11 protein-coding genes and 3 rRNA genes are annotated in these 17,701 nt (G+C 64.6%); 13 read left to right on the top strand and 1 reads right to left on the bottom strand.

The window, feature by feature from the left end; translation table 11 throughout:
- Positions 1 to 99: 99 nt before the first annotated feature.
- The 5 genes from GS424_RS16300 (at position 100) to rrf (ending at position 7,664) form a co-directional block, all read left to right on the top strand.
- The gene (locus GS424_RS16300) at positions 100 to 387 is read left to right on the top strand and encodes a co-chaperone GroES (RefSeq protein ID WP_101720770.1); all 288 of its coding nucleotides are present in this window, start codon (positions 100 to 102) and stop codon (positions 385 to 387) included.
- 96 nt (positions 388 to 483) lie between these two features.
- A complete protein-coding gene (gene groL / locus GS424_RS16295; RefSeq protein WP_154332360.1) occupies positions 484 to 2,118 on the top strand; it encodes a chaperonin GroEL in 1,635 nt (544 codons plus the stop codon).
- 527 nt (positions 2,119 to 2,645) lie between these two features.
- Positions 2,646 to 4,154: ribosomal RNA gene (locus tag GS424_RS16290) — 16S ribosomal RNA — on the top strand.
- A gap of 305 nt (positions 4,155 to 4,459) precedes the next feature.
- Positions 4,460 to 7,429 (top strand): 23S ribosomal RNA (locus tag GS424_RS16285).
- Between the two features lie 120 nt (positions 7,430 to 7,549).
- Positions 7,550 to 7,664, top strand: a 5S ribosomal RNA gene (gene rrf, locus GS424_RS16280).
- The 16S, 23S and 5S rRNA genes sit together here, the layout of an rRNA operon.
- An 87-nt stretch (positions 7,665 to 7,751) precedes the next feature.
- On the opposite strand, the gene GS424_RS16275 is transcribed toward rrf, so the two are convergent.
- On the bottom strand, positions 7,752 to 9,464 hold the full coding sequence (locus GS424_RS16275; protein WP_160941470.1) for a carbohydrate-binding domain-containing protein: 1,713 nt from the start codon (positions 9,462 to 9,464) through the stop codon (positions 7,752 to 7,754).
- Between the two features lie 170 nt (positions 9,465 to 9,634).
- Here GS424_RS16275 and GS424_RS16270 point away from each other — a divergent pair, with 170 nt between their 5' ends.
- The 8 genes from GS424_RS16270 (at position 9,635) to GS424_RS16235 (ending at position 17,693) form a co-directional block, all read left to right on the top strand.
- Positions 9,635 to 10,504: an arsenic efflux protein gene (locus GS424_RS16270; protein ID WP_244977594.1), complete on the top strand. Its 870-nt coding sequence runs from the start codon at positions 9,635 to 9,637 to the stop codon at positions 10,502 to 10,504.
- A gap of 81 nt (positions 10,505 to 10,585) precedes the next feature.
- The gene (locus tag GS424_RS16265) at positions 10,586 to 11,191 is read left to right on the top strand and encodes an HD domain-containing protein (protein ID WP_154332778.1); all 606 of its coding nucleotides are present in this window, start codon (positions 10,586 to 10,588) and stop codon (positions 11,189 to 11,191) included.
- Positions 11,192 to 11,362: 171 nt separating this feature from the next.
- On the top strand, positions 11,363 to 12,394 hold the full coding sequence (locus GS424_RS16260) for a FecCD family ABC transporter permease (protein WP_218958872.1): 1,032 nt from the start codon (positions 11,363 to 11,365) through the stop codon (positions 12,392 to 12,394).
- Entirely contained in the window at positions 12,394 to 13,251 is an 858-nt protein-coding gene (locus GS424_RS16255; protein ID WP_160941468.1) for an ABC transporter ATP-binding protein, read from the top strand. Before GS424_RS16260 ends, GS424_RS16255 begins: the two co-directional genes overlap by 1 nt.
- Positions 13,238 to 14,344 carry an ABC transporter substrate-binding protein gene (locus GS424_RS16250; protein WP_160941467.1) on the top strand — a complete coding sequence of 369 codons (1,107 nt, stop codon included), beginning with the start codon at positions 13,238 to 13,240 and terminating at the stop codon, positions 14,342 to 14,344. The genes GS424_RS16255 and GS424_RS16250 overlap by 14 nt, the downstream gene beginning before the upstream one ends.
- 126 nt (positions 14,345 to 14,470) lie before the next feature.
- Positions 14,471 to 15,229, top strand: a complete 759-nt coding sequence (locus tag GS424_RS16245) for a nucleotide-binding protein (RefSeq protein ID WP_160941466.1) — start codon at positions 14,471 to 14,473, stop codon at positions 15,227 to 15,229.
- 2 nt (positions 15,230 to 15,231) lie between these two features.
- Positions 15,232 to 16,464 carry a nitrogenase component 1 gene (locus GS424_RS16240; protein WP_160941465.1) on the top strand — a complete coding sequence of 411 codons (1,233 nt, stop codon included), beginning with the start codon at positions 15,232 to 15,234 and terminating at the stop codon, positions 16,462 to 16,464.
- Positions 16,461 to 17,693, top strand: coding sequence for a nitrogenase component 1 (locus GS424_RS16235; protein WP_160941464.1), 1,233 nt, complete (start codon positions 16,461 to 16,463; stop codon positions 17,691 to 17,693). Before GS424_RS16240 ends, GS424_RS16235 begins: the two co-directional genes overlap by 4 nt.
- Positions 17,694 to 17,701 lie beyond the last annotated feature (8 nt).

The following is a 17,701-nucleotide window of genomic DNA, read 5'->3' as shown; positions in this document are numbered from 1 at the left end:
TACCGAGGAGTGCTAGCAGTCACCACCAACGAGTGGTTAAATAGCGAACATGCGGCAAACCGGGTTCGTGCATACGTCGGACGAAAGGAAGGCAACGTTATGAATTTGAAACCTCTGGGTGATCGCGTTATCGTCAAGCAGGACGAGGCCGAGGAGACGACGGCCTCCGGTCTGTTCCTCGCGACCGAAGCGAAGGAGAAGCCCCAGAGCGGCACCGTGCTGGCAGTGGGCGACGGCAAGCTCGACAAGGACGGCAACCTCGTTCCGGTTCCCGTAAAGGTGGGCGACAAGGTCGTGTATGGCAAGTTCGGCGGCACCGAGATCAACGTCGAAGGCGAGGACGTGCTGATCCTCCGCGGCGACGATCTGTACGCTGTATTCGCATAGCTCGACCTGACGGCTTTTTGTGACGGCTATTCGACTCGCCACAAAAACCCTGTGATTACCTTTATTGATAAACGCGGTTGAAAGGATACATGCAACATGGCTAAGGAAATCAAGTTCGAAGCCGACGCTCGCAGCGCGCTTGCCGCCGGCGTCAACAAGCTGGCCGACGCCGTCAAGGTGACGCTTGGCCCCAAGGGCCGTTACGTGGCGCTTGAGAAGTCCTACGGCGCTCCGCTCATCACGAACGACGGCGTGACCGTCGCCAAGGAAGTCGAGCTCGAGGACCCCATCGAGAACATGGGCGCTCAGCTGGTTCGCGAAGTTGCCGTGAAGACGAACGACGTGGCCGGCGACGGCACCACGACGGCGACGCTGCTCGCCGACGTCATCGTGTCCGAGGGCCTGCGCAACGTGACCGCCGGCGCTGACGCGCTCGGCATCCGCCGCGGCATCCAGAAGGCCACCGACGTCGTGGTCGAGGCTATCAAGGCCGACGCGACGCCCGTGTCCACCAAGGAGCAGATCGCGAACGTCGGCACCATTTCCGCCGGCGACGCCGAAATCGGCAACGCCATCGCCGAGGCCATGAGCGCGGTCGGCAACGACGGCGCCATCTCCGTCGAGGAGAGCCAGACGTTCGGCCTCGAAATGGACATCGTCGAGGGCATGCAGTACGAGCGCGGCTACATCTCGCCGTACATGGCCACCGACATGGAGAAGATGGAGGCCGTGCTCAGCGACCCCTACATCCTGCTCACCGATCAGAAGGTCACCAACATCCAGGATATGGTGCCCCTGCTGGAAGAGGTCATGAAGTCCGGTCGTCCGCTGTTCATCGTCGCGGAAGACGTTGAGGGCGAGGCGCTGGCCACCATCCTGCTGAACAAGCTGCGCGGCACGTTCAACTGCGTCGCCATCAAGGCCCCCGGCTTCGGCGACCGCCGCAAGCGCATCCTCGAGGACATCGCGGCCGTCACGGGCGCGCAGGTCATCGACAAGGACTTCGGCATGACCATGGCCGATGCCCGCATCGACATGCTGGGCCATGCCAAGACGGTCAAGGTCACGAAGGACACGGCCCTCATCGTGGACGGCGCTGGCGACAAGAAGGCCATCGACGACCGCATCAGCCAGATCAAGGCCGAGCTCGAGCGCGTCGACTCCGACTTCGACCGCGAGAAGCTGCAGGAGCGCCTGGCGAAGCTGTCCGGCGGCGTGGCGGTGCTCAAGGTGGGCGCTGCGACCGAGTCCGAGCTCAAGGAGAAGAAGTCCCGCATCGAGGACGCCCTGCAGGCGACCCGCGCGGCGGTCGAAGAGGGCATCGTCGCCGGCGGCGGCGTGGCGCTGGTCGACGTCCTGCCGAAGCTCGACGACGTCGAGACGGCCGACAAGGACGAAGAGGTCGGCGTGGCCATCATCCGCAAGGCGCTTGAGGCTCCGATGCGCGCCATCGCCCAGAACGCTGGCTTCGAGGGCAGCGTCGTGGTCGAGCACGTCAAGGGCATGGGCGCTGGCGAAGGCCTGAACTGTGCCAACGGCGAGTACGGCAACATGATCGAGATGGGCGTCAACGACCCCGTGAAGGTGACCCGCACGGCTCTGCAGTCCGCTGCCTCCGTTGCGGCCCTCATCCTCATCACCGAGGCCACCATCAACGAGATCCCGAAGGACCCGGATCCGGCGGCCATGGCTGCTATGGCCGGTGCCGGCGGCATGGGCGGTATGATGTAGGCCCTGCGCAACGCGCAACGTGCTTTATCAAGGGAGGCGGCCGCTGGCCGTCTCCCTCTTTTATAGTAGGGTACTTTCCAGGGACGCGTGCTTCCTCCTGTTGTGAACGGCCCTTCCGAATCTTTTCCAGGTTTCCCGAAACTCGCCCTTGCGTTCGGGGCCGCGAGCCTGTAGCATATGCAAGCTGCCTTCCCCCGGGAGAGGCGAGGCAGTGCCGGAACCCCCGGTCCGCAGCACGCGAAAGCGGCCCGCGGAAAAAATTCTCGAGAAACTGGAAAATAGTTCTTGACGGCGGGGTGACGGGCGCGTAATATATCTCCTTGCGCTTCGGGTGGAACCGAAAGCGACGGGGCCCCGGGAGGGGCGCCGCAGAACCTTGAAAACCGGATACTGAGTAGCGAAAGAAGAACAAGCCAAGCAAACGATTCTTGCGAACGGAAACCCGGCCCGAGCGCGCATCCCCGAGAAGGGGGGCGGGCGAGGGCCGAAACCAAGATCGGACTTAGCGGGAAGCGATTCCCGCCTCTTAAACGGAGAGTTTGATCCTGGCTCAGGATGAACGCTGGCGGCGTGCCTAACACATGCAAGTCGAACGACGAAACCGCCCTCGGGCGGACATGAAGTGGCGAACGGGTGAGTAACACGTGACCAACCTGCCCCTTGCTCCGGGACAACCTTGGGAAACCGAGGCTAATACCGGATACTCCTCGCCCCCCTCCTGGGGGGCCCGGGAAAGCCCAGACGGCAAGGGATGGGGTCGCGGCCCATTAGGTAGACGGCGGGGTAACGGCCCACCGTGCCTGCGATGGGTAGCCGGGTTGAGAGACCGACCGGCCACATTGGGACTGAGATACGGCCCAGACTCCTACGGGAGGCAGCAGTGGGGAATTTTGCGCAATGGGGGAAACCCTGACGCAGCAACGCCGCGTGCGGGACGACGGCCTTCGGGTTGTAAACCGCTTTCAGCAGGGAAGAACAACGACGGTACCTGCAGAAGAAGCTCCGGCTAACTACGTGCCAGCAGCCGCGGTAATACGTAGGGAGCGAGCGTTATCCGGATTCATTGGGCGTAAAGAGCGCGTAGGCGGCCTTTCAAGCGGGATCTCTAATCCGAGGGCTCAACCCCCGGCCGGATCCCGAACTGGGAGGCTCGAGTTCGGTAGAGGCAGGCGGAATTCCCGGTGTAGCGGTGGAATGCGCAGATATCGGGAAGAACACCGATGGCGAAGGCAGCCTGCTGGGCCGAAACTGACGCTGAGGCGCGAAAGCTAGGGGAGCGAACAGGATTAGATACCCTGGTAGTCCTAGCCGTAAACGATGGATACTAGGTGTGGGGGGCAACGCCCTCCGTGCCGCAGCCAACGCATTAAGTATCCCGCCTGGGGAGTACGGCCGCAAGGCTAAAACTCAAAGGAATTGACGGGGGCCCGCACAAGCAGCGGAGCATGTGGCTTAATTCGAAGCAACGCGAAGAACCTTACCAGGGCTTGACATGCTGGTGAAGCCGGGGAAACCCGGTGGCCGAGAGGAGCCAGCGCAGGTGGTGCATGGCTGTCGTCAGCTCGTGTCGTGAGATGTTGGGTTAAGTCCCGCAACGAGCGCAACCCCTATCGCATGTTGCCAGCATTCAGTTGGGGACTCATGCGAGACTGCCGGCGTCAAGCCGGAGGAAGGTGGGGACGACGTCAAGTCATCATGCCCTTTATGCCCTGGGCTGCACACGTGCTACAATGGCCGGTACAACGGGCTGCGAACTCGCGAGAGTGAGCGAATCCCTCAAAGCCGGCCCCAGTTCGGATCGGAGGCTGCAACCCGCCTCCGTGAAGTCGGAGTTGCTAGTAATCGCGGATCAGCATGCCGCGGTGAATACGTTCCCGGGCCTTGTACACACCGCCCGTCACACCACCCGAGTCGTCTGCACCCGAAGCCGCCGGCCGAACCCGCAAGGGGCGGAGGCGTCGAAGGTGTGGAGGGTAAGGGGGGTGAAGTCGTAACAAGGTAGCCGTACCGGAAGGTGCGGCTGGATCACCTCCTTTCTAGGGAGACACTCATCGTGTCCGACGGGGTCGAGCGCAAGCGCTCCCCCGCCTGGAAGACAAAACAATTCTTATTTGGGTCCCGAACGCGAGGATCCGCCTGGCTCTTCGCCCGCTCGCTCAGCATCCGGCTTCCGGGGCTCTGCCCCCGAGGGGGCCTCTTCGGGCCTCCGCGCACCTTGACAGTTGCATAGCGTTTAGTGACAAATGATCTTTTTCCCCGGCGGCCCTCGGGCGGCCGGGACGAAGCATCATTCACGATCGCAAGAGTATCGAGTATTCGATACCCGAAACCTGAGTTAAGAGAAGAAGATATTAAGGGCGCACGGCGGATGCCTTGGCACAGGAAGTCGATGAAGGACGCGGCAAGCTGCGATAAGCTTCGGGGAGGCGCAAACGGCCATCGATCCGAAGATCTCCGAATGGGGGAACCCGGCCAGGGTCATGCCTGGCCATCCCCGCCTGAATCAAATAGGGCGGGAGAAGGCAACCCGGGGAACTGAAACATCTAAGTACCCGGAGGAAGAGAAATCAACCGAGATTCCGGTAGTAGCGGCGAGCGAAACCGGACCAGCCCAAACCCATGCACGTGTAAGCGTAAGGGCGTTGCTGCATGAGGGGTTGTGGGACCACACACTCCATGGGCCTTATACCATGGACGGAGTTACAAAGCTGCGCGGAAGCGGAACGGCCTGGGAAGGCCGGCCGGAGCGGGTGAGAGCCCCGTACGCGAATCCCCGCAGCCTCCGAGTGAGGCACCCGAGTAGCGCCGGGCACGTGAAACCCGGTGCGAAGCAGGGGGGACCACCCTCCAAGGCTGAACACTCTCCTGTGACCGATAGCGAACCAGTACCGTGAGGGAAAGGTGAAAAGCACCCCGAGAGGGGAGTGAAACAGTACCTGAAACCGTGCGCCTACAAGCAGTCGGAGCCCCCGAGCGGGGTGACGGCGTGCCTTTTGTAGAATGAGCCAGCGAGTTGCGGTATGCGGCGAGGTTAAGCTTTTAAGCGAGCCGCAGTGAAAGCGAGCCTTTAAGATGGCGTTTTAGTCGCATGCTGCAGACGCGAAGCCGGGTGAGCTATCCATGGGCAGGCTGAAGCGGGGGTAAGACCCCGTGGAGGGCCGAACCCACTTCGGTTGAAAACGGAGGGGATGACCCGTGGATAGGGGTGAAAGGCCAATCAAACCCGGAGATATCTCGTTCTCCCCGAAATAGCTTTAGGGCTAGCCTCGGCCGTTCTCCGACGGCGGTAGAGCACTGGATCGTCGAGGGGGCTTCACCGCCTACCGACACGAACCAAACTCCGAATGCCGTCGGATCAGAGGCCGGGAGTCAGAACATGTGGGCTAAGCTGTGTGTTCGAAAGGGAAACAGCCCAGACCGCCTGCTAAGGTCCCCAAGTTTATGCTGAGTGGCAAAGGATGTGCGTTTGCCTAGACAACCAGGATGTTGGCTTAGAAGCAGCCATGCATTTAAAGAGTGCGTAACAGCTCACTGGTCAAGTGGACATGCGCCGACAATTCACGGGGCTAAGCATAACACCGAAGCAGCGGACTAATTCATATTAGTGGTAGGGGAGCTTTCCCCGCAGCGGAGAAGCCGAGAGGGCGACCCTCGGTGGAGCGCGGGGAAGTGAGAATGCTGGCATGAGTAACGAGAGCGGCGCGAGAAACGCCGCCGCCGTAAGCCTAAGGGTTCCTGGGCAAGGCTAATCCTCCCAGGGTCAGTCGGGAGCTAAGGCGAGGCCGAGAGGCGTAGCCGATGCACAACAGGCGGACATTCCTGTACCGCCGATGGACCGTTGTACCGACGGGGTGACGGAGAAGGGTAGCCGAGCGGGGTTCTGGACGTCCCCGTGAAAGCGCGTAGGGCGATGCGCATGGAAATCAGCGCATCATGCAGCCTGAGACGCGAGACGAAAGCTTATGCTGAAGTCGGCGAGCCCATGCTTCCGAGAAAAACCTCTAGGAAGGGACATCGGCGCCCGTACCAAAACCGACACAGGTGGGCAGGTAGAGCATACCGAGGCGATCGGGAGAACCATGGTTAAGGAACTCGGCATACTGACTCCGTAACTTCGGGAGAAGGAGTGCCCCTGGCGGTGACGGGACTTGCTCCCCGAGCGGCCGGGGGTCGCAGCGAAACGGCCCAAGCGACTGTTTATCAAAAACACAGGACTCTGCTAAGTGGCAACACGACGTATAGGGTCTGACGCCTGCCCGGTGCTGGAAGGTTACGCGGATGGGTCAGCCTCACGGCGAAGCTCTGAAGCCAAGCCCCAGTAAACGGCGGCCGTAACTATAACGGTCCTAAGGTAGCGAAATTCCTTGTCGGGTAAGTTCCGACCTGCACGAATGGCGTAACGATTTGGGCGCTGTCTCAACCATGGACCCGGTGAAATTGTATTATTCGTGAAGATGCGAATTACCTGCGGAAGGACGGAAAGACCCCGTGAACCTTTACTGCAGCTTGACATTGATCGTTGGCTCGGCGCGTAGAGGATAGGCAGGAGGCTTCGAAGCCCGGGCGCCAGCTCGGGTGGAGCCGGCCTTGGAATACTGCCCTCGTCGCGTTGGCGATCTAACCCCCGGCCGTGATCCGGCGGGGGGACCGTGTCAGGCGGGTAGTTTGACTGGGGCGGTCGCCTCCTAAAATGTAACGGAGGCGCGCAAAGGTCCGCTCAGAACGGTTGGCAATCGTTCGCAGAGCGCAAGAGTACAAGCGGGCTTGACTGCGAGGCCCACAAGCCGAGCAGAGACGAAAGTCGGTTCTAGTGATCCGGCGGCACAGAGTGGAATGGCCGTCGCTCAACGGATAAAAGGTACTCCGGGGATAACAGGCTGATCTTGCCCAAGAGTCCACATCGACGGCAAGGTTTGGCACCTCGATGTCGGCTCATCGCATCCTGGGGCTGAAGTCGGTCCCAAGGGTATGGCTGTTCGCCATTTAAAGCGGTACGCGAGCTGGGTTCAGAACGTCGTGAGACAGTTCGGTCCCTATCCTCCGCAGGCGCAAGAGGATTGAGGAGGTCTGCCCCTAGTACGAGAGGACCGGGGTGGACGGACCTCTGGTGCAGCAGTTGTCGACCAACGGCACGGCTGCCTAGCTACGTCCGGCACGGATAACCGCTGAAAGCATCTAAGTGGGAAGCCGTCTCCAAGATGAGTCCTCTTTCCGGTAAGGGCCCTCGCAGACCACGAGGTCGATAGGCCGCAGCTGCAAGGCGCGCGAGCGCTTCAGGCGAGCGGTACTAATAGCCCGAGCTCTTCTTCGCAAACACATTCTCGGTTTCGCGACCGTGAAGTCACGAGCGCTGTGCAACCGCCAGGGTGGCGCGGAGGGTCCGCGGCCGCCGGGCGGGGCCATATGAGGCCCGCGCGGGAACGCCCTGCGCGAGCGCGACCATGGAGGCAGGGATCACCCGGTCCCATTCCGAACCCGGCAGTTAAGCCTGCCATCGCCGAAAGTACTGCGGGGTCAGCCCGTGGGAGGACAGGACGTCGCGCTCGCCCAGGGCGTTTCCGTTTCCGCCGAGAGGCCCGAGGGGCCCCCGATCCGGCCAGGATCGGGGGCCCTTTTCCTTTGCGCCGGGCCCCTCAGCGGGCGCGCCGCGCCCGGAGGGCGCGGGCGGCGACCCCGGCTGCGAGCAGCCCCAGGCCCGCGAGGGCGGCCAATGCGGCGGAGGCGCTGCCGAGACCGTCCCCCGTGGCCGCGAGGGCGCCGCGGTGCGGCGTCGGGGGCGCGGGCGTCGGCTGCGGGGCCGGGGCGGGAGCGACCTGGAACGCGGCGTCCGCCGAGGCCCGCGCGCCCTCGGTCGAGGAGAAGGCGAGCTTCTCGGAGTGGGAGCCGGCGCCGAGCCCCGCGACGGGCTTGACGGCCACGGCGATGGACTGCCCGGGCTGGAGCTCGAGGCCGTTCGGCAGGTCGGTGACGAACAGCTCCAGCGGATCTGCGGAGACGCGCAACGCCACGTCCCCCGCGTTAGTGAGGGTCAGGCGCTGCGCCGTGACGTCGGAGTAGCCCGCCGTCGCCGAGAACGAGAGCGCCGTCGGCTCTATCGCAAGCTTTGCCTCGCGGGAGACGGCGACGGTGACGTCGCCCGCGTCCACGCCGTCCGCCCGGGCGATGTAGGCGGACGTGACGTCCATGTCGGGATCGCGGTACGAGACGACCGCCGCCCCGGCGGGGTCGACGATGCGGTTCCCCGCGTCGAGCACGATGCGCCCGTCCTCGTCCTTGGTGAGGAAGCCGGCCGCGTACACGGCCGAATCGCTGTCGTGCCGCCCGACGGCGTCGGCGGGCACCGTCGCGTGCACGAAGCCGTCTCCGGTCAGGGAGAACGCGACGGTGCCGTAGGTGTGCACGGCCGCCGACGGCTGGTAGACGTTCCCGCTGGCGGCTTCCACGTGCGAGGCCCCGGCGAACGCGATGCCGGCGTCGGCCTTCACCGCCGTGGTGGTGGCCGACGCCGCGGTCAGCGCGCTGTCGGTGACGGCGAGCGTGCCGTTTTCCTTTCCTGCGTACACGGCCGTATTGTCGGCTGAAGCGCGTACGGTGCTGGCCTCGATGACGATGGGTCCCCACGACTGGATGCCCGTGCTGAGGCTGCCCGGCGCCTCCACGTCAACGGTGCTCGATGCGATGCGCAGCATTGCGTCGTTGAGCTGGTAGAGCGCGTGGCCCGCCTTGAGCGGGTCGTCCGACGCGTACGCCATGTTGAACGTCAGATTCGAGCCTTCGATGGACATATCGCCGTCGCCGATGAGGCATTCGAATTGCGTTTGCACGGAAAGCGTTGCATCCTGCACCGTGGTGGCTCCGTCGCACGAGATGCCCCGCATCATGCGGCTCTGCGTTGCGAGCGATCCGGTTCCGGTGATGAGGCCGACGAGCTTGTCGGTGCCGTCGGTCGATTCCATTCCGATGGTCGTGACCCAGCTGAGCTCGTTGTCCTCGCTGTACGCGGGGAACGCGAACGTGCTTGCGCCGATGAGCCGCACCGTGAGGTCGCCGTCGGCATACACGCCGTATCGATACGTTCCGTCGTCGTTGGTGATCACGCAGGGGGTGTCGACGAGGGCGTTCTCGAGCGTGAGCGTGTTCGTCGCGGCGTCGTAGCGGATGGGGTCGGTTTCCGATCCGGGGTGCGCGATCATGTCCACGCCGTTCGCCATGACGGTAGTGGGCGCAGGACTGGCGAACGCAGGTTGCACGGTCCAGCAGAGCAGCGCCAGAAGGGATGCGATTGCGATCAGGCTCCAGAGCGGCAGGGTGAGAGCACGTTTGGCAGGGGAAACGGGCGGGATCATGCTGACCTCTTTCTCGAATTCGGCTCGCTCTCTCGACCATAGCAAAACCGCGTTTCTATGGAGGCGACGCGCGCGGGCTGGCTCTGCGCGGTTGTCGTTCCGTGACCATTTCGCGACGATATGGGTGTTGGGCGGTGGTTGGGCTACAATACGGCGCTATGGAAGAAATCATGTACATAGCACTCGACGTGCTGGTAGACGCGGTCAAGGACACGATCTACATCATCCCGTTCCTGTTCATCACGTACCTGGCCATGGAGTGGCTTGAGCACAAGACGAGCGGGAAGACGGAAGCCGCCATCCAGCGCGCCGGCGCGGCGGGGCCGTTCATCGGCGCCATCGTGGGCGTGGTGCCCCAGTGCGGCTTCTCCGCGGCCGCCGCGACGCTGTGGGCCGGGCGCGTCATCACCCTGGGCACGCTGTTCGCGGTGTTCCTCTCCACGTCGGACGAGATGCTGCCCATCTTCATCGCCGAGCAGGTTCCGCTCGACGTCATCTTCAAAATCATCGGCGCGAAGATCATCATCGGCATGATCATGGGCTTCCTTGTGGACGCCGGCCTGCGCATCGCGCGCCGTATCGACATGCCGCTGCATATTCACGACCTGTGCGAGCAGGAGCATTGCCATTGCCACGACGGCGAAGGCGGCATCCTGAGAAGCGCGCTCAAGCATACGTTGCAGGTGACCCTGTTCATCTTCCTCATCACGCTGGCGCTGAACGGCCTGCTGGCTGCGGTGGGCGAGGATGTGCTGGCCGAATTCCTCGGTGCGAACCCGGCGCTGTCGGTGTTCGGATCGGCGCTGGTGGGCCTCGTGCCGAACTGCGCGGCCAGCATCGTCATCGCGCAGTTGTACGTGGAGGGCGTGCTGGGCTCGGGCGCCATGCTGGCCGGGTTGCTCGTGTCGGCGGGCGTGGGCCTGCTCGTGCTCGTGCGCACCAACCGCCACCTGAAAGAGAACGTCGCCATCATCGTGGCGCTGTACGCGATGGGCGTCATCTGGGGTTTGCTGGCGAACGCGCTCGGCATCGTGTTTTAGGGTTTTCCGCGTGCTGACTTCGCGCACCCTATGGGGTAGGATAGCGGAAGGCACCGAATAGGAAACGAGAAGGAGAGCATCATGGCGACACTCGAGGCCGGCCTGACGCGCGACGAAGCGTTCGCGCTGCTGCAGGAGCACAACAAGGATCCGTTCCACATCGAGCACGGCGAGACGGTCGAGCAGACCATGCGTTATTTCGCGCGCGAGTTCGATCCTGAGAACGAGGAGTTCTGGGGCATCGTCGGGCTGCTGCACGACCTCGACTGGGAAGAGCACGACGACGAGCCCGAGCTGCACACCATTTACGCGGCCCCGCTCATCGAAGCCGCCGGCGGCTCGCCCGAGCTCATCCGCGCCATCCAGAGCCACACCTCCGACTTCAACCCGGAGCTGCCGAAGCCCGAGCTGCAGATGGAGAAGATCCTGTTCGCTTCCGAGGAGCTGACGGGCCTCATCGGCGCGGCCATCGCCATGCGTCCCTCGAAGAGCGTCATGGACTTCGAGGTGAAGTCGCTGAAGAAGAAGTTCAAGGACAAGCGCTTCGCCGCCGGCGTGAGCCGCGACGTCATCCGCTCCGGCGCCGAGATGCTGGGCTGGGAGCTGGACGAGCTGTTCGCCCGCACCATCGAGGCCATGCAGTCCTTCGCCCCCGACAAGGACACCTTCGTCCCCGTCGAAGGGTAACCAGGCAGCGCGGCAGCGCGCCTGCGTCGTCCAAAGCCCCTGTCGCCTCGTGCGGCGGGGGCTTTTTGCGTCTTGGTTGCATTTGCAACCGATATTATCCTTAATTACAGATAATATGCGTGCCTAAGGATTAAGGGGCTGCGTTCGCAGGGGAAAGACGAGGGGGTCGCGGTGGAGCCGAAGGAAGGGCGCAAGCTGCGTGCCAGTTTCACGCTGAAGATGATCGTGCTGCTGGCGGTTCTTGCGGTGGTCTACCTGTATTCCTTCCTCATCGGCAGCGTGGATATCTCGGTGGGCACGGTGGTCGATATCCTCCGTGCGCAGATCATGCCGGTGCAGCAGTATTGGGCCGACGTGCTGGAGCCCATCATGATCAACGTGCGGTTTCCGCAGATCACCCTGTCGGTGCTTATCGGCGGCGCCCTGTCCGTTTCGGGTGCGTCGTACCAGACCGTGTTCAAGAACCCCATGGTGTCCTCCGACATTCTCGGCGTATCGGCCGGTGCCGGGTTCGGCGCGGCGTTCGCCATGCTGAACGGGGGCACGTGGTGGGAGATCCAGATCGCCGCCTTCGTGTGCGGCATCGCCGCCGTCAGCATCGCGTACGGCATCGGCGCGATATTCGGCAAGCAGAACCTGACCATTCTCGTGTTGGCCGGCGTGGTGGTGTCGAGCTTCTTCCAGGCGCTCATCTCCATCATCAAGACGGTGGCCGACACCGACAGCGTGCTGCCCTCGATCACGTTCTGGCTGATGGGCAGCTTGAACAAGGGCGATAACGCCGACTTGCTGGTCATGCTGCCCTCGGTGGTGCTGTCGCTGGCGCTGCTGTTCGTGTTTCGCCACAAGATCGACGTGCTGGCGGCCGGCGAGGACGAGGCGACCGCCATGGGTGTGAACGTCAACCTCGTGAAAGGCGTGGTGATCGTCGCCTCCACGCTGATGACCGCCTGCGCCGTGTCGGTTGCGGGCATCATCGGCTGGATCGGCATGGTGGTGCCGCACATCGCCCGCACGGTGACGGGCGCGTCGTACTCGAAGCTGATCGCCGGCTCGTTCGTGATCGGCGGCATATTCCTCGTGCTCATCGACGACATCGTGCGCGCCTCGCTTGCGGACTTGCCGCTGGGCGTGCTGACGGCCCTCATCGGCACGCCGGTGTTCGTGTTCCTGCTCGTTCGCACGAGGAGGGAGTGGCTGTAATGCTGGAAGTGTCCGACCTCCGCTTCGCGTACCACGCCAACCGGGGCGACGTGCTCAAGGGCGTGACGTTCTCTTTGGGCGAGGGCGAGATCCTGTGCCTGCTGGGTTCGAACGGCACCGGCAAAACCACGCTGCTGCGCTGCCTGCTGGGGTTTTCCAAACCCAAGGGCGGCACCGTCGCCATCGACGGCAAGAACATCGTGGGCATGGCACCGAAAGAGCGTGCGCACCACATGGCGTACGTGCCGCAATCGTCGTCGCTGGCCTTTCCGTATTTCGCGCGCGAGGTGGTGCTGATGGGGCGCGTGTCGCATCTGGCTCCCGGTGCCGCGCATTCGGCGCACGACAAGGAGGTGGCGCTCGCCTCGATGCGCCGCTTGCAGATCGAGCATCTGGCGGAGCGCCGGTACCAGGAGCTGTCGGGCGGAGAGAAGCAGATGGTGCTGGTGGCGCGCGCGTTGGCGCAGGAGGCGCGGCTGCTCGTGATGGACGAGCCGACGGCGAACCTCGACTACCACAACCAGGTGAAGATCCTCGCGGCCATCAAGCATCTTGCGGCCCAGGGCCTCGCCATCCTCATGACGTCGCACTATCCCGATCACGCGTTCCTGGCGTGCTCGACCGTGGCGCTGATGAGCGGCGGGCGCATCGTCGATGCGGGCGCGCCCGACGATGTGGTGACCAGCGAGAGCCTGACCGCGCTGTACGACACGCCGGTGCACGTGGCGCGAACCGATGTGGGCGGCGTGTCCATCAAAACCTGCATTCCTTTACTCGACGGAGCGCAACCCGGTTGCGACTCCGAGGGGATGATAGAACGTACCGAACAGGAAGGAACTGATCATGAAGATCGCTAGCACCAAGGAATGGCTTGCGCGCGCGACGGCGGTGGCGCTGACCGCCGCGCTGGCCTGCGTGGGCTTGGCCGGTTGCACGTCGCCGAGCTCCGAGACCGCGCAGCAGCCTGCCGAACAGCAGACGCAGGAGCCCGCCGAGCAGAAGGCTCCCGAAACCCGCACCGTCACCGACATGGCCGGCCGCACCGTCGAGATCCCCGGCACCGTCGAAAGTGTGGCCACGTTCGGGTCGGTGGGCGTGCTCAACGCGTTCGTCGAATGCATGGGCAAGGGCGACCTGATCGCCAACGAGATGCCCGCCAACTTCACGAAGAACGACAAGTGGGCGATGCAGTACAAGTTCGCGCCCCAGATGAAGGGCGAGCCGGTGCTTGAAACCGCCGACGGCATCGACATGGAAGCCACCATGGCGCTGAACCCCGACCTCTGCATCACGATGATGGAGGATATGGCCCAGCAGCTCGAGGAAGCGGGCATGACGGTGATCGTGCTGCAGTGGGGCGACACGGAAGACGTGAAAACGGCGGTGAATCTCATGGGCGAGGTGTTCGGCGTGGAGGATCGCGCCGACGACTACAACGCCTACTTCGACGAGACGGTGAAGAAGGCCGCCGACCGCACGGCGAAGCTCTCCGACGACGAGCGCCTCAAGGTGATCTACGGCGACGTCGAGTCGCTGACGAATCCGCACGTCATTTCCGAGTGGTGGCTCACGGCTGCGGGTGGCCAGAGCGTGACCGAGGAGAAGCACCAGAAGAACTCGCTCGAGTACACCATGGAAGACCTGCTGGCCTGGCAGCCGCAGGTGATCTTCTCCAGCAACACCGACACGGCGACCATCTACGCCGATGCGAACATCGCCAGCCTTCCCGCCATCCAGGACCAGCGCGTGTACGTGGTGCCCACCGTGGCGCATGTGTGGGGCAACCGCACGGTGGAGCAGCCGCTGACGGTGCTGTGGGCCATGAACAAGATGTATCCGGAGCTGTACACCGAAAGCGAGCTGGCCGAGGACATCAAGTACTTCTACAGCCACTTCTTCGAGTACGAGATGACGGACGCGGAGATCGATTCCATCATCAACTACCAGTAACGACTTCTCCCCGACGATCCGCCCGCAGCTCCGAAACGCTGGCGCTGCGGGCGGAACCTGGGGATTCAAGGTGGCGCGCACGCGGGGGACGACGGTTGGGCGCGCGAGGCGAGTGAACGGACATCCATGTACAAACTGGCGATCTACGGCAAGGGCGGCATCGGGAAATCGACGACGACGTGCAACCTGGCGGCGGCGCTTTCCGCCGACGGCTTCACGGTGATGCAGGTGGGGTGCGACCCGAAGGCCGATTCGACGCGTCTGCATACGGGCGGCGAGCCGCTTCCCACGGTGCTCGACCGCATGCGCGCGGGCGGCGAGCTGACGCTGGACGAGGTGGTGTTCCGTGCGCCGAACGGCGTGCTGTGCGTCGAGGCGGGCGGACCCGTACCGGGCCAGGGGTGCGCGGGGCGCGGCATCATCGCCGCCTTCGACCTGCTTGAGACGCTGCATGCGCACGAGGCGTTCAAGCCCGATTTCGTGCTGTACGACGTGCTGGGCGACGTGGTGTGCGGCGGCTTCGCCATGCCGCTGCGCGGACAGTACGCCGACGAGGTGGCGGTGGTCACGTCGGGCGAGATGATGTCGCTGTATGCGGCGAGCAACATCATGCGCGCCGTCGAAGGGTTCAAGAAACGCGGGTACGCGCAGCTGCTCGGGCTGATCGCGAACCTGCGCAACGTGGACGACGAGGTGGTCAAGATCGCCCGCTTCTGCGAGGAGGAGGGCGCGCGCGTGGTGGCGACCGTGCCGCGTTCGCCGCTCGTGCAGGAAGCGGAGGACGCGGGAACCACCGTGATCGAGGCGTTCCCCGACTCCGCCATGGCCGGGGTGTATCGCCAGCTTGCCGCCACCGTCAAGGCTGCGGCCGCCGCGAGGGCCTGACGATGGCCGAGCTCTCCTATCAGATTCCCGAGTTCGGGCGCGCAAAGCGCATCATGCGCATACCCGAAAGCCACGCGCTGTACCTGTGCCCGAACGCATGCGGGCGCCGCCAGGGCATACGGGCGCTGCGCAACGGTGAGGCCGACCATGCCTCGTTCCTGCGCTTCTCGCAAACCGACATCGTGTCAGGTGCGTACGAGGAACAGGTGGTGCAAGCCGTGGGCGAATTGCTTGACGCGCTGCATCCGCGTCCTCGCGTGCTGTCGCTGTACGTGAACTGCATCGACGACTTCTTGGGAACCGACGAAGACGGCTTGCTGGCCGAGCTGCGCGCGGCGTTTCCCGGCATGCGCTTCCTGCTGTCGCACATCAACCCCATCGCCGCCGATCTTGCGCGGTCCACGGCGAAAAACATCCACACGCGGCTCTACGATGCGCTCGACGAGGTCGACGAGCATGACGCGGGAATCAACCTCGTGGGCAACTTCGAGGCGCCGCCGCCATCGTGCGAGCTGTATCGCGTGCTGGACGAAGCAGGTGCACGGCCCGTTCGTCAGCTGATCGCGTGCGCGTCGTTCGACGAGTATCTTGACCTGGCGAAGAGCCGGTTCACGTTGAGTCTGTCGCATCTGGGGGACGGCGCGGCGGCATCGATGGAGGAGCGCTTCGGGATTGCCTCGATGCGCTGGCATGCCGCCTACGACGTGGCCGAGGTCGGCCGACGCTACGCGGCGCTTTTCGAAGCGCTCGAGGTGACGGACGATGCGCGGGCGCGGATCGACGCGACGCTGCTTGCGCGCCGGCAGGCTGCTGAGGCGGCGCACGACGCGGCGCGCCGCGCGGTGGGCGACCTGCCGGTGGTGGTGGATTCGTCCGCGTCGCTCATGCCGTTCTCGCTGGCGCTGGCTTTGCTGGAGACTGGGTTCAACGTGGCCGCCGTGTTCGGCCTGCATCTCAAGGGGTGCGACGATGGTGCCGAAGCGCGTCTGCTGCGAGAGTATCCCCAGGTAGTTGTTGTGCGCAAGGAGAGCTACGAGGCGATTCAGGGGTACGGGTTCTCGCGCGCCTGCCTGGCGATCGGATCCGACGCGGCCTTTTTGCTGCATGCGCAGCATACGGTTGACCTGTATCACGACGAGGGGTTCTTCGGGTACCAGGGCATCGAGCGCTTGGCGCGCGCGATGGTCGATGCCGTGGAGGACGCCGCGTCCGACGCGGCGGAAGGCGAGGCATGATGGCGAAGCTGTCGCTGTACCTGCCGCCGTTCGCGGGCGATTATTCGGGGGCGTGCTCCACGTTGTTCGGGCTCGATTGCCTCGTGATCGTCATCGACGCCGGTTGCTGCACGCGCACCTACGTGGAATACGACGAGCTGCGATGGAGCCGTCGGCGCAAGAGCACGTTCTCGGCGCAGCTGCGCACGCTCGATGCGGTGTTGGGCGACGACGAGCGCATTCTGGAGCAGACGATCGAAGCGGCCGAGGCGTTGCGGCCTGCGTGCATCGCGCTGGTGGGAACGCCCGTGCCGGCCATCGTGGGGATGGATCTGGCGGGCATGGCGCACGAAGTGGAGGCGCGCTGCGGCGTGCCGTCGTTCGGGTTGCCCACCACGGGGTTCGAGACGTACGAGCACGGGGCCTCGCTTGCGCTGGCGGCGCTGAGCGGGAGGTTTGCGCTCGAGGGCGCGCCGGCGGCTTCGTTCGGCGTGCCGGGCGCTCGTCCGCGCGTGAACCTGTTGGGCGTGACGCCGCACGATTGCATGGGCGAAGAGCATGCGGCCGCGCTTGAGGCGTGCGTGCGCGAACAGGGCTTCGAGGTGGCGTGGAGCACGGCGGGCTCGTACGCGCTCGAGGACGTGGCGGCGGCTTCGCGCGCCGATGCGAGCCTGGTGGTGGCGTGGTCGGGGCTGGCGGCGGCGCGCTTGTTGCGCGATCGCTGCGGCGTGCCGTTCGCGACGGGATTCCCGGCGGGGAGCGTGGGCGTCGCCGCGCTGGGCGCGGCGTTGCGCGCGGCGATGGCGGGTGGGCGCGCGGGCGTTTCGCCGCCGGTTTCGGGCGCGGCATCGGACGCGGTGCCGGCAATGGCTGCGGCGCCGGTGCTCGTCGTGGGCGAGCAGGTGGCCGCGAACGCGCTGCGCGGTGCGTTGCGCGCCCGCTTCGCGCACGTGGGCGCGGTGCCTCCCGTGCACGTGGCGTCGTTCTTCGCGATGGAGCCCGCGTGGATGGAGCCGGGCGATAGGCGCTTGGAAACCGAGGCGGACCTCGCGCGCTTCGCCGAGGAACATCCGGGCTTGCGCTGCGTGGGCGACCCGCTGCTGCGGCGGGTTCCCGGGCTCGCCGCCGCGCCCCTGCTGGAACTGCCGCACGAGGCGGTGTCCAGCACGTTGTACGCGCAGGACGCCCCGCTGCCCGGTGCAGCGATGGATGGCGAGATCGATGCGTTCGTGGAACGCTGTACGAAGTGAAACGCGCC

Origin of the sequence: Eggerthella guodeyinii, from assembly GCF_009834925.2 — a bacterium.
In the GTDB taxonomy this organism is placed as follows: Bacteria; Actinomycetota; Coriobacteriia; order Coriobacteriales; family Eggerthellaceae; genus Eggerthella; species Eggerthella guodeyinii.
Note: the sequence above shows the minus strand (reverse complement) of the source record. Positions and strands in the feature narration are given on the sequence as shown.

Bases quoted from the DNA above. Each gene is read 5' to 3' on its own strand.
- GS424_RS16240 (WP_160941465.1), top strand. From the start codon at position 15,232: ATGGCCGAGCTCTCCTATCAGATTCCCGAGTTCGGGCGCGCAAAGCGC.
- GS424_RS16300 (WP_101720770.1), top strand. From the start codon at position 100: ATGAATTTGAAACCTCTGGGTGATCGCGTTATCGTCAAGCAGGACGAG.
- GS424_RS16245 (WP_160941466.1), top strand. From the start codon at position 14,471: ATGTACAAACTGGCGATCTACGGCAAGGGCGGCATCGGGAAATCGACG.
- GS424_RS16265 (WP_154332778.1), top strand. From the start codon at position 10,586: ATGGCGACACTCGAGGCCGGCCTGACGCGCGACGAAGCGTTCGCGCTG.
- GS424_RS16250 (WP_160941467.1), top strand. From the start codon at position 13,238: ATGAAGATCGCTAGCACCAAGGAATGGCTTGCGCGCGCGACGGCGGTG.
- GS424_RS16255 (WP_160941468.1), top strand. From the start codon at position 12,394: ATGCTGGAAGTGTCCGACCTCCGCTTCGCGTACCACGCCAACCGGGGC.
- groL (WP_154332360.1), top strand. From the start codon at position 484: ATGGCTAAGGAAATCAAGTTCGAAGCCGACGCTCGCAGCGCGCTTGCC.
- GS424_RS16275 (WP_160941470.1), bottom strand. From the start codon at position 9,464: ATGATCCCGCCCGTTTCCCCTGCCAAACGTGCTCTCACCCTGCCGCTC.
- GS424_RS16235 (WP_160941464.1), top strand. From the start codon at position 16,461: ATGATGGCGAAGCTGTCGCTGTACCTGCCGCCGTTCGCGGGCGATTAT.
- GS424_RS16270 (WP_244977594.1), top strand. From the start codon at position 9,635: ATGTACATAGCACTCGACGTGCTGGTAGACGCGGTCAAGGACACGATC.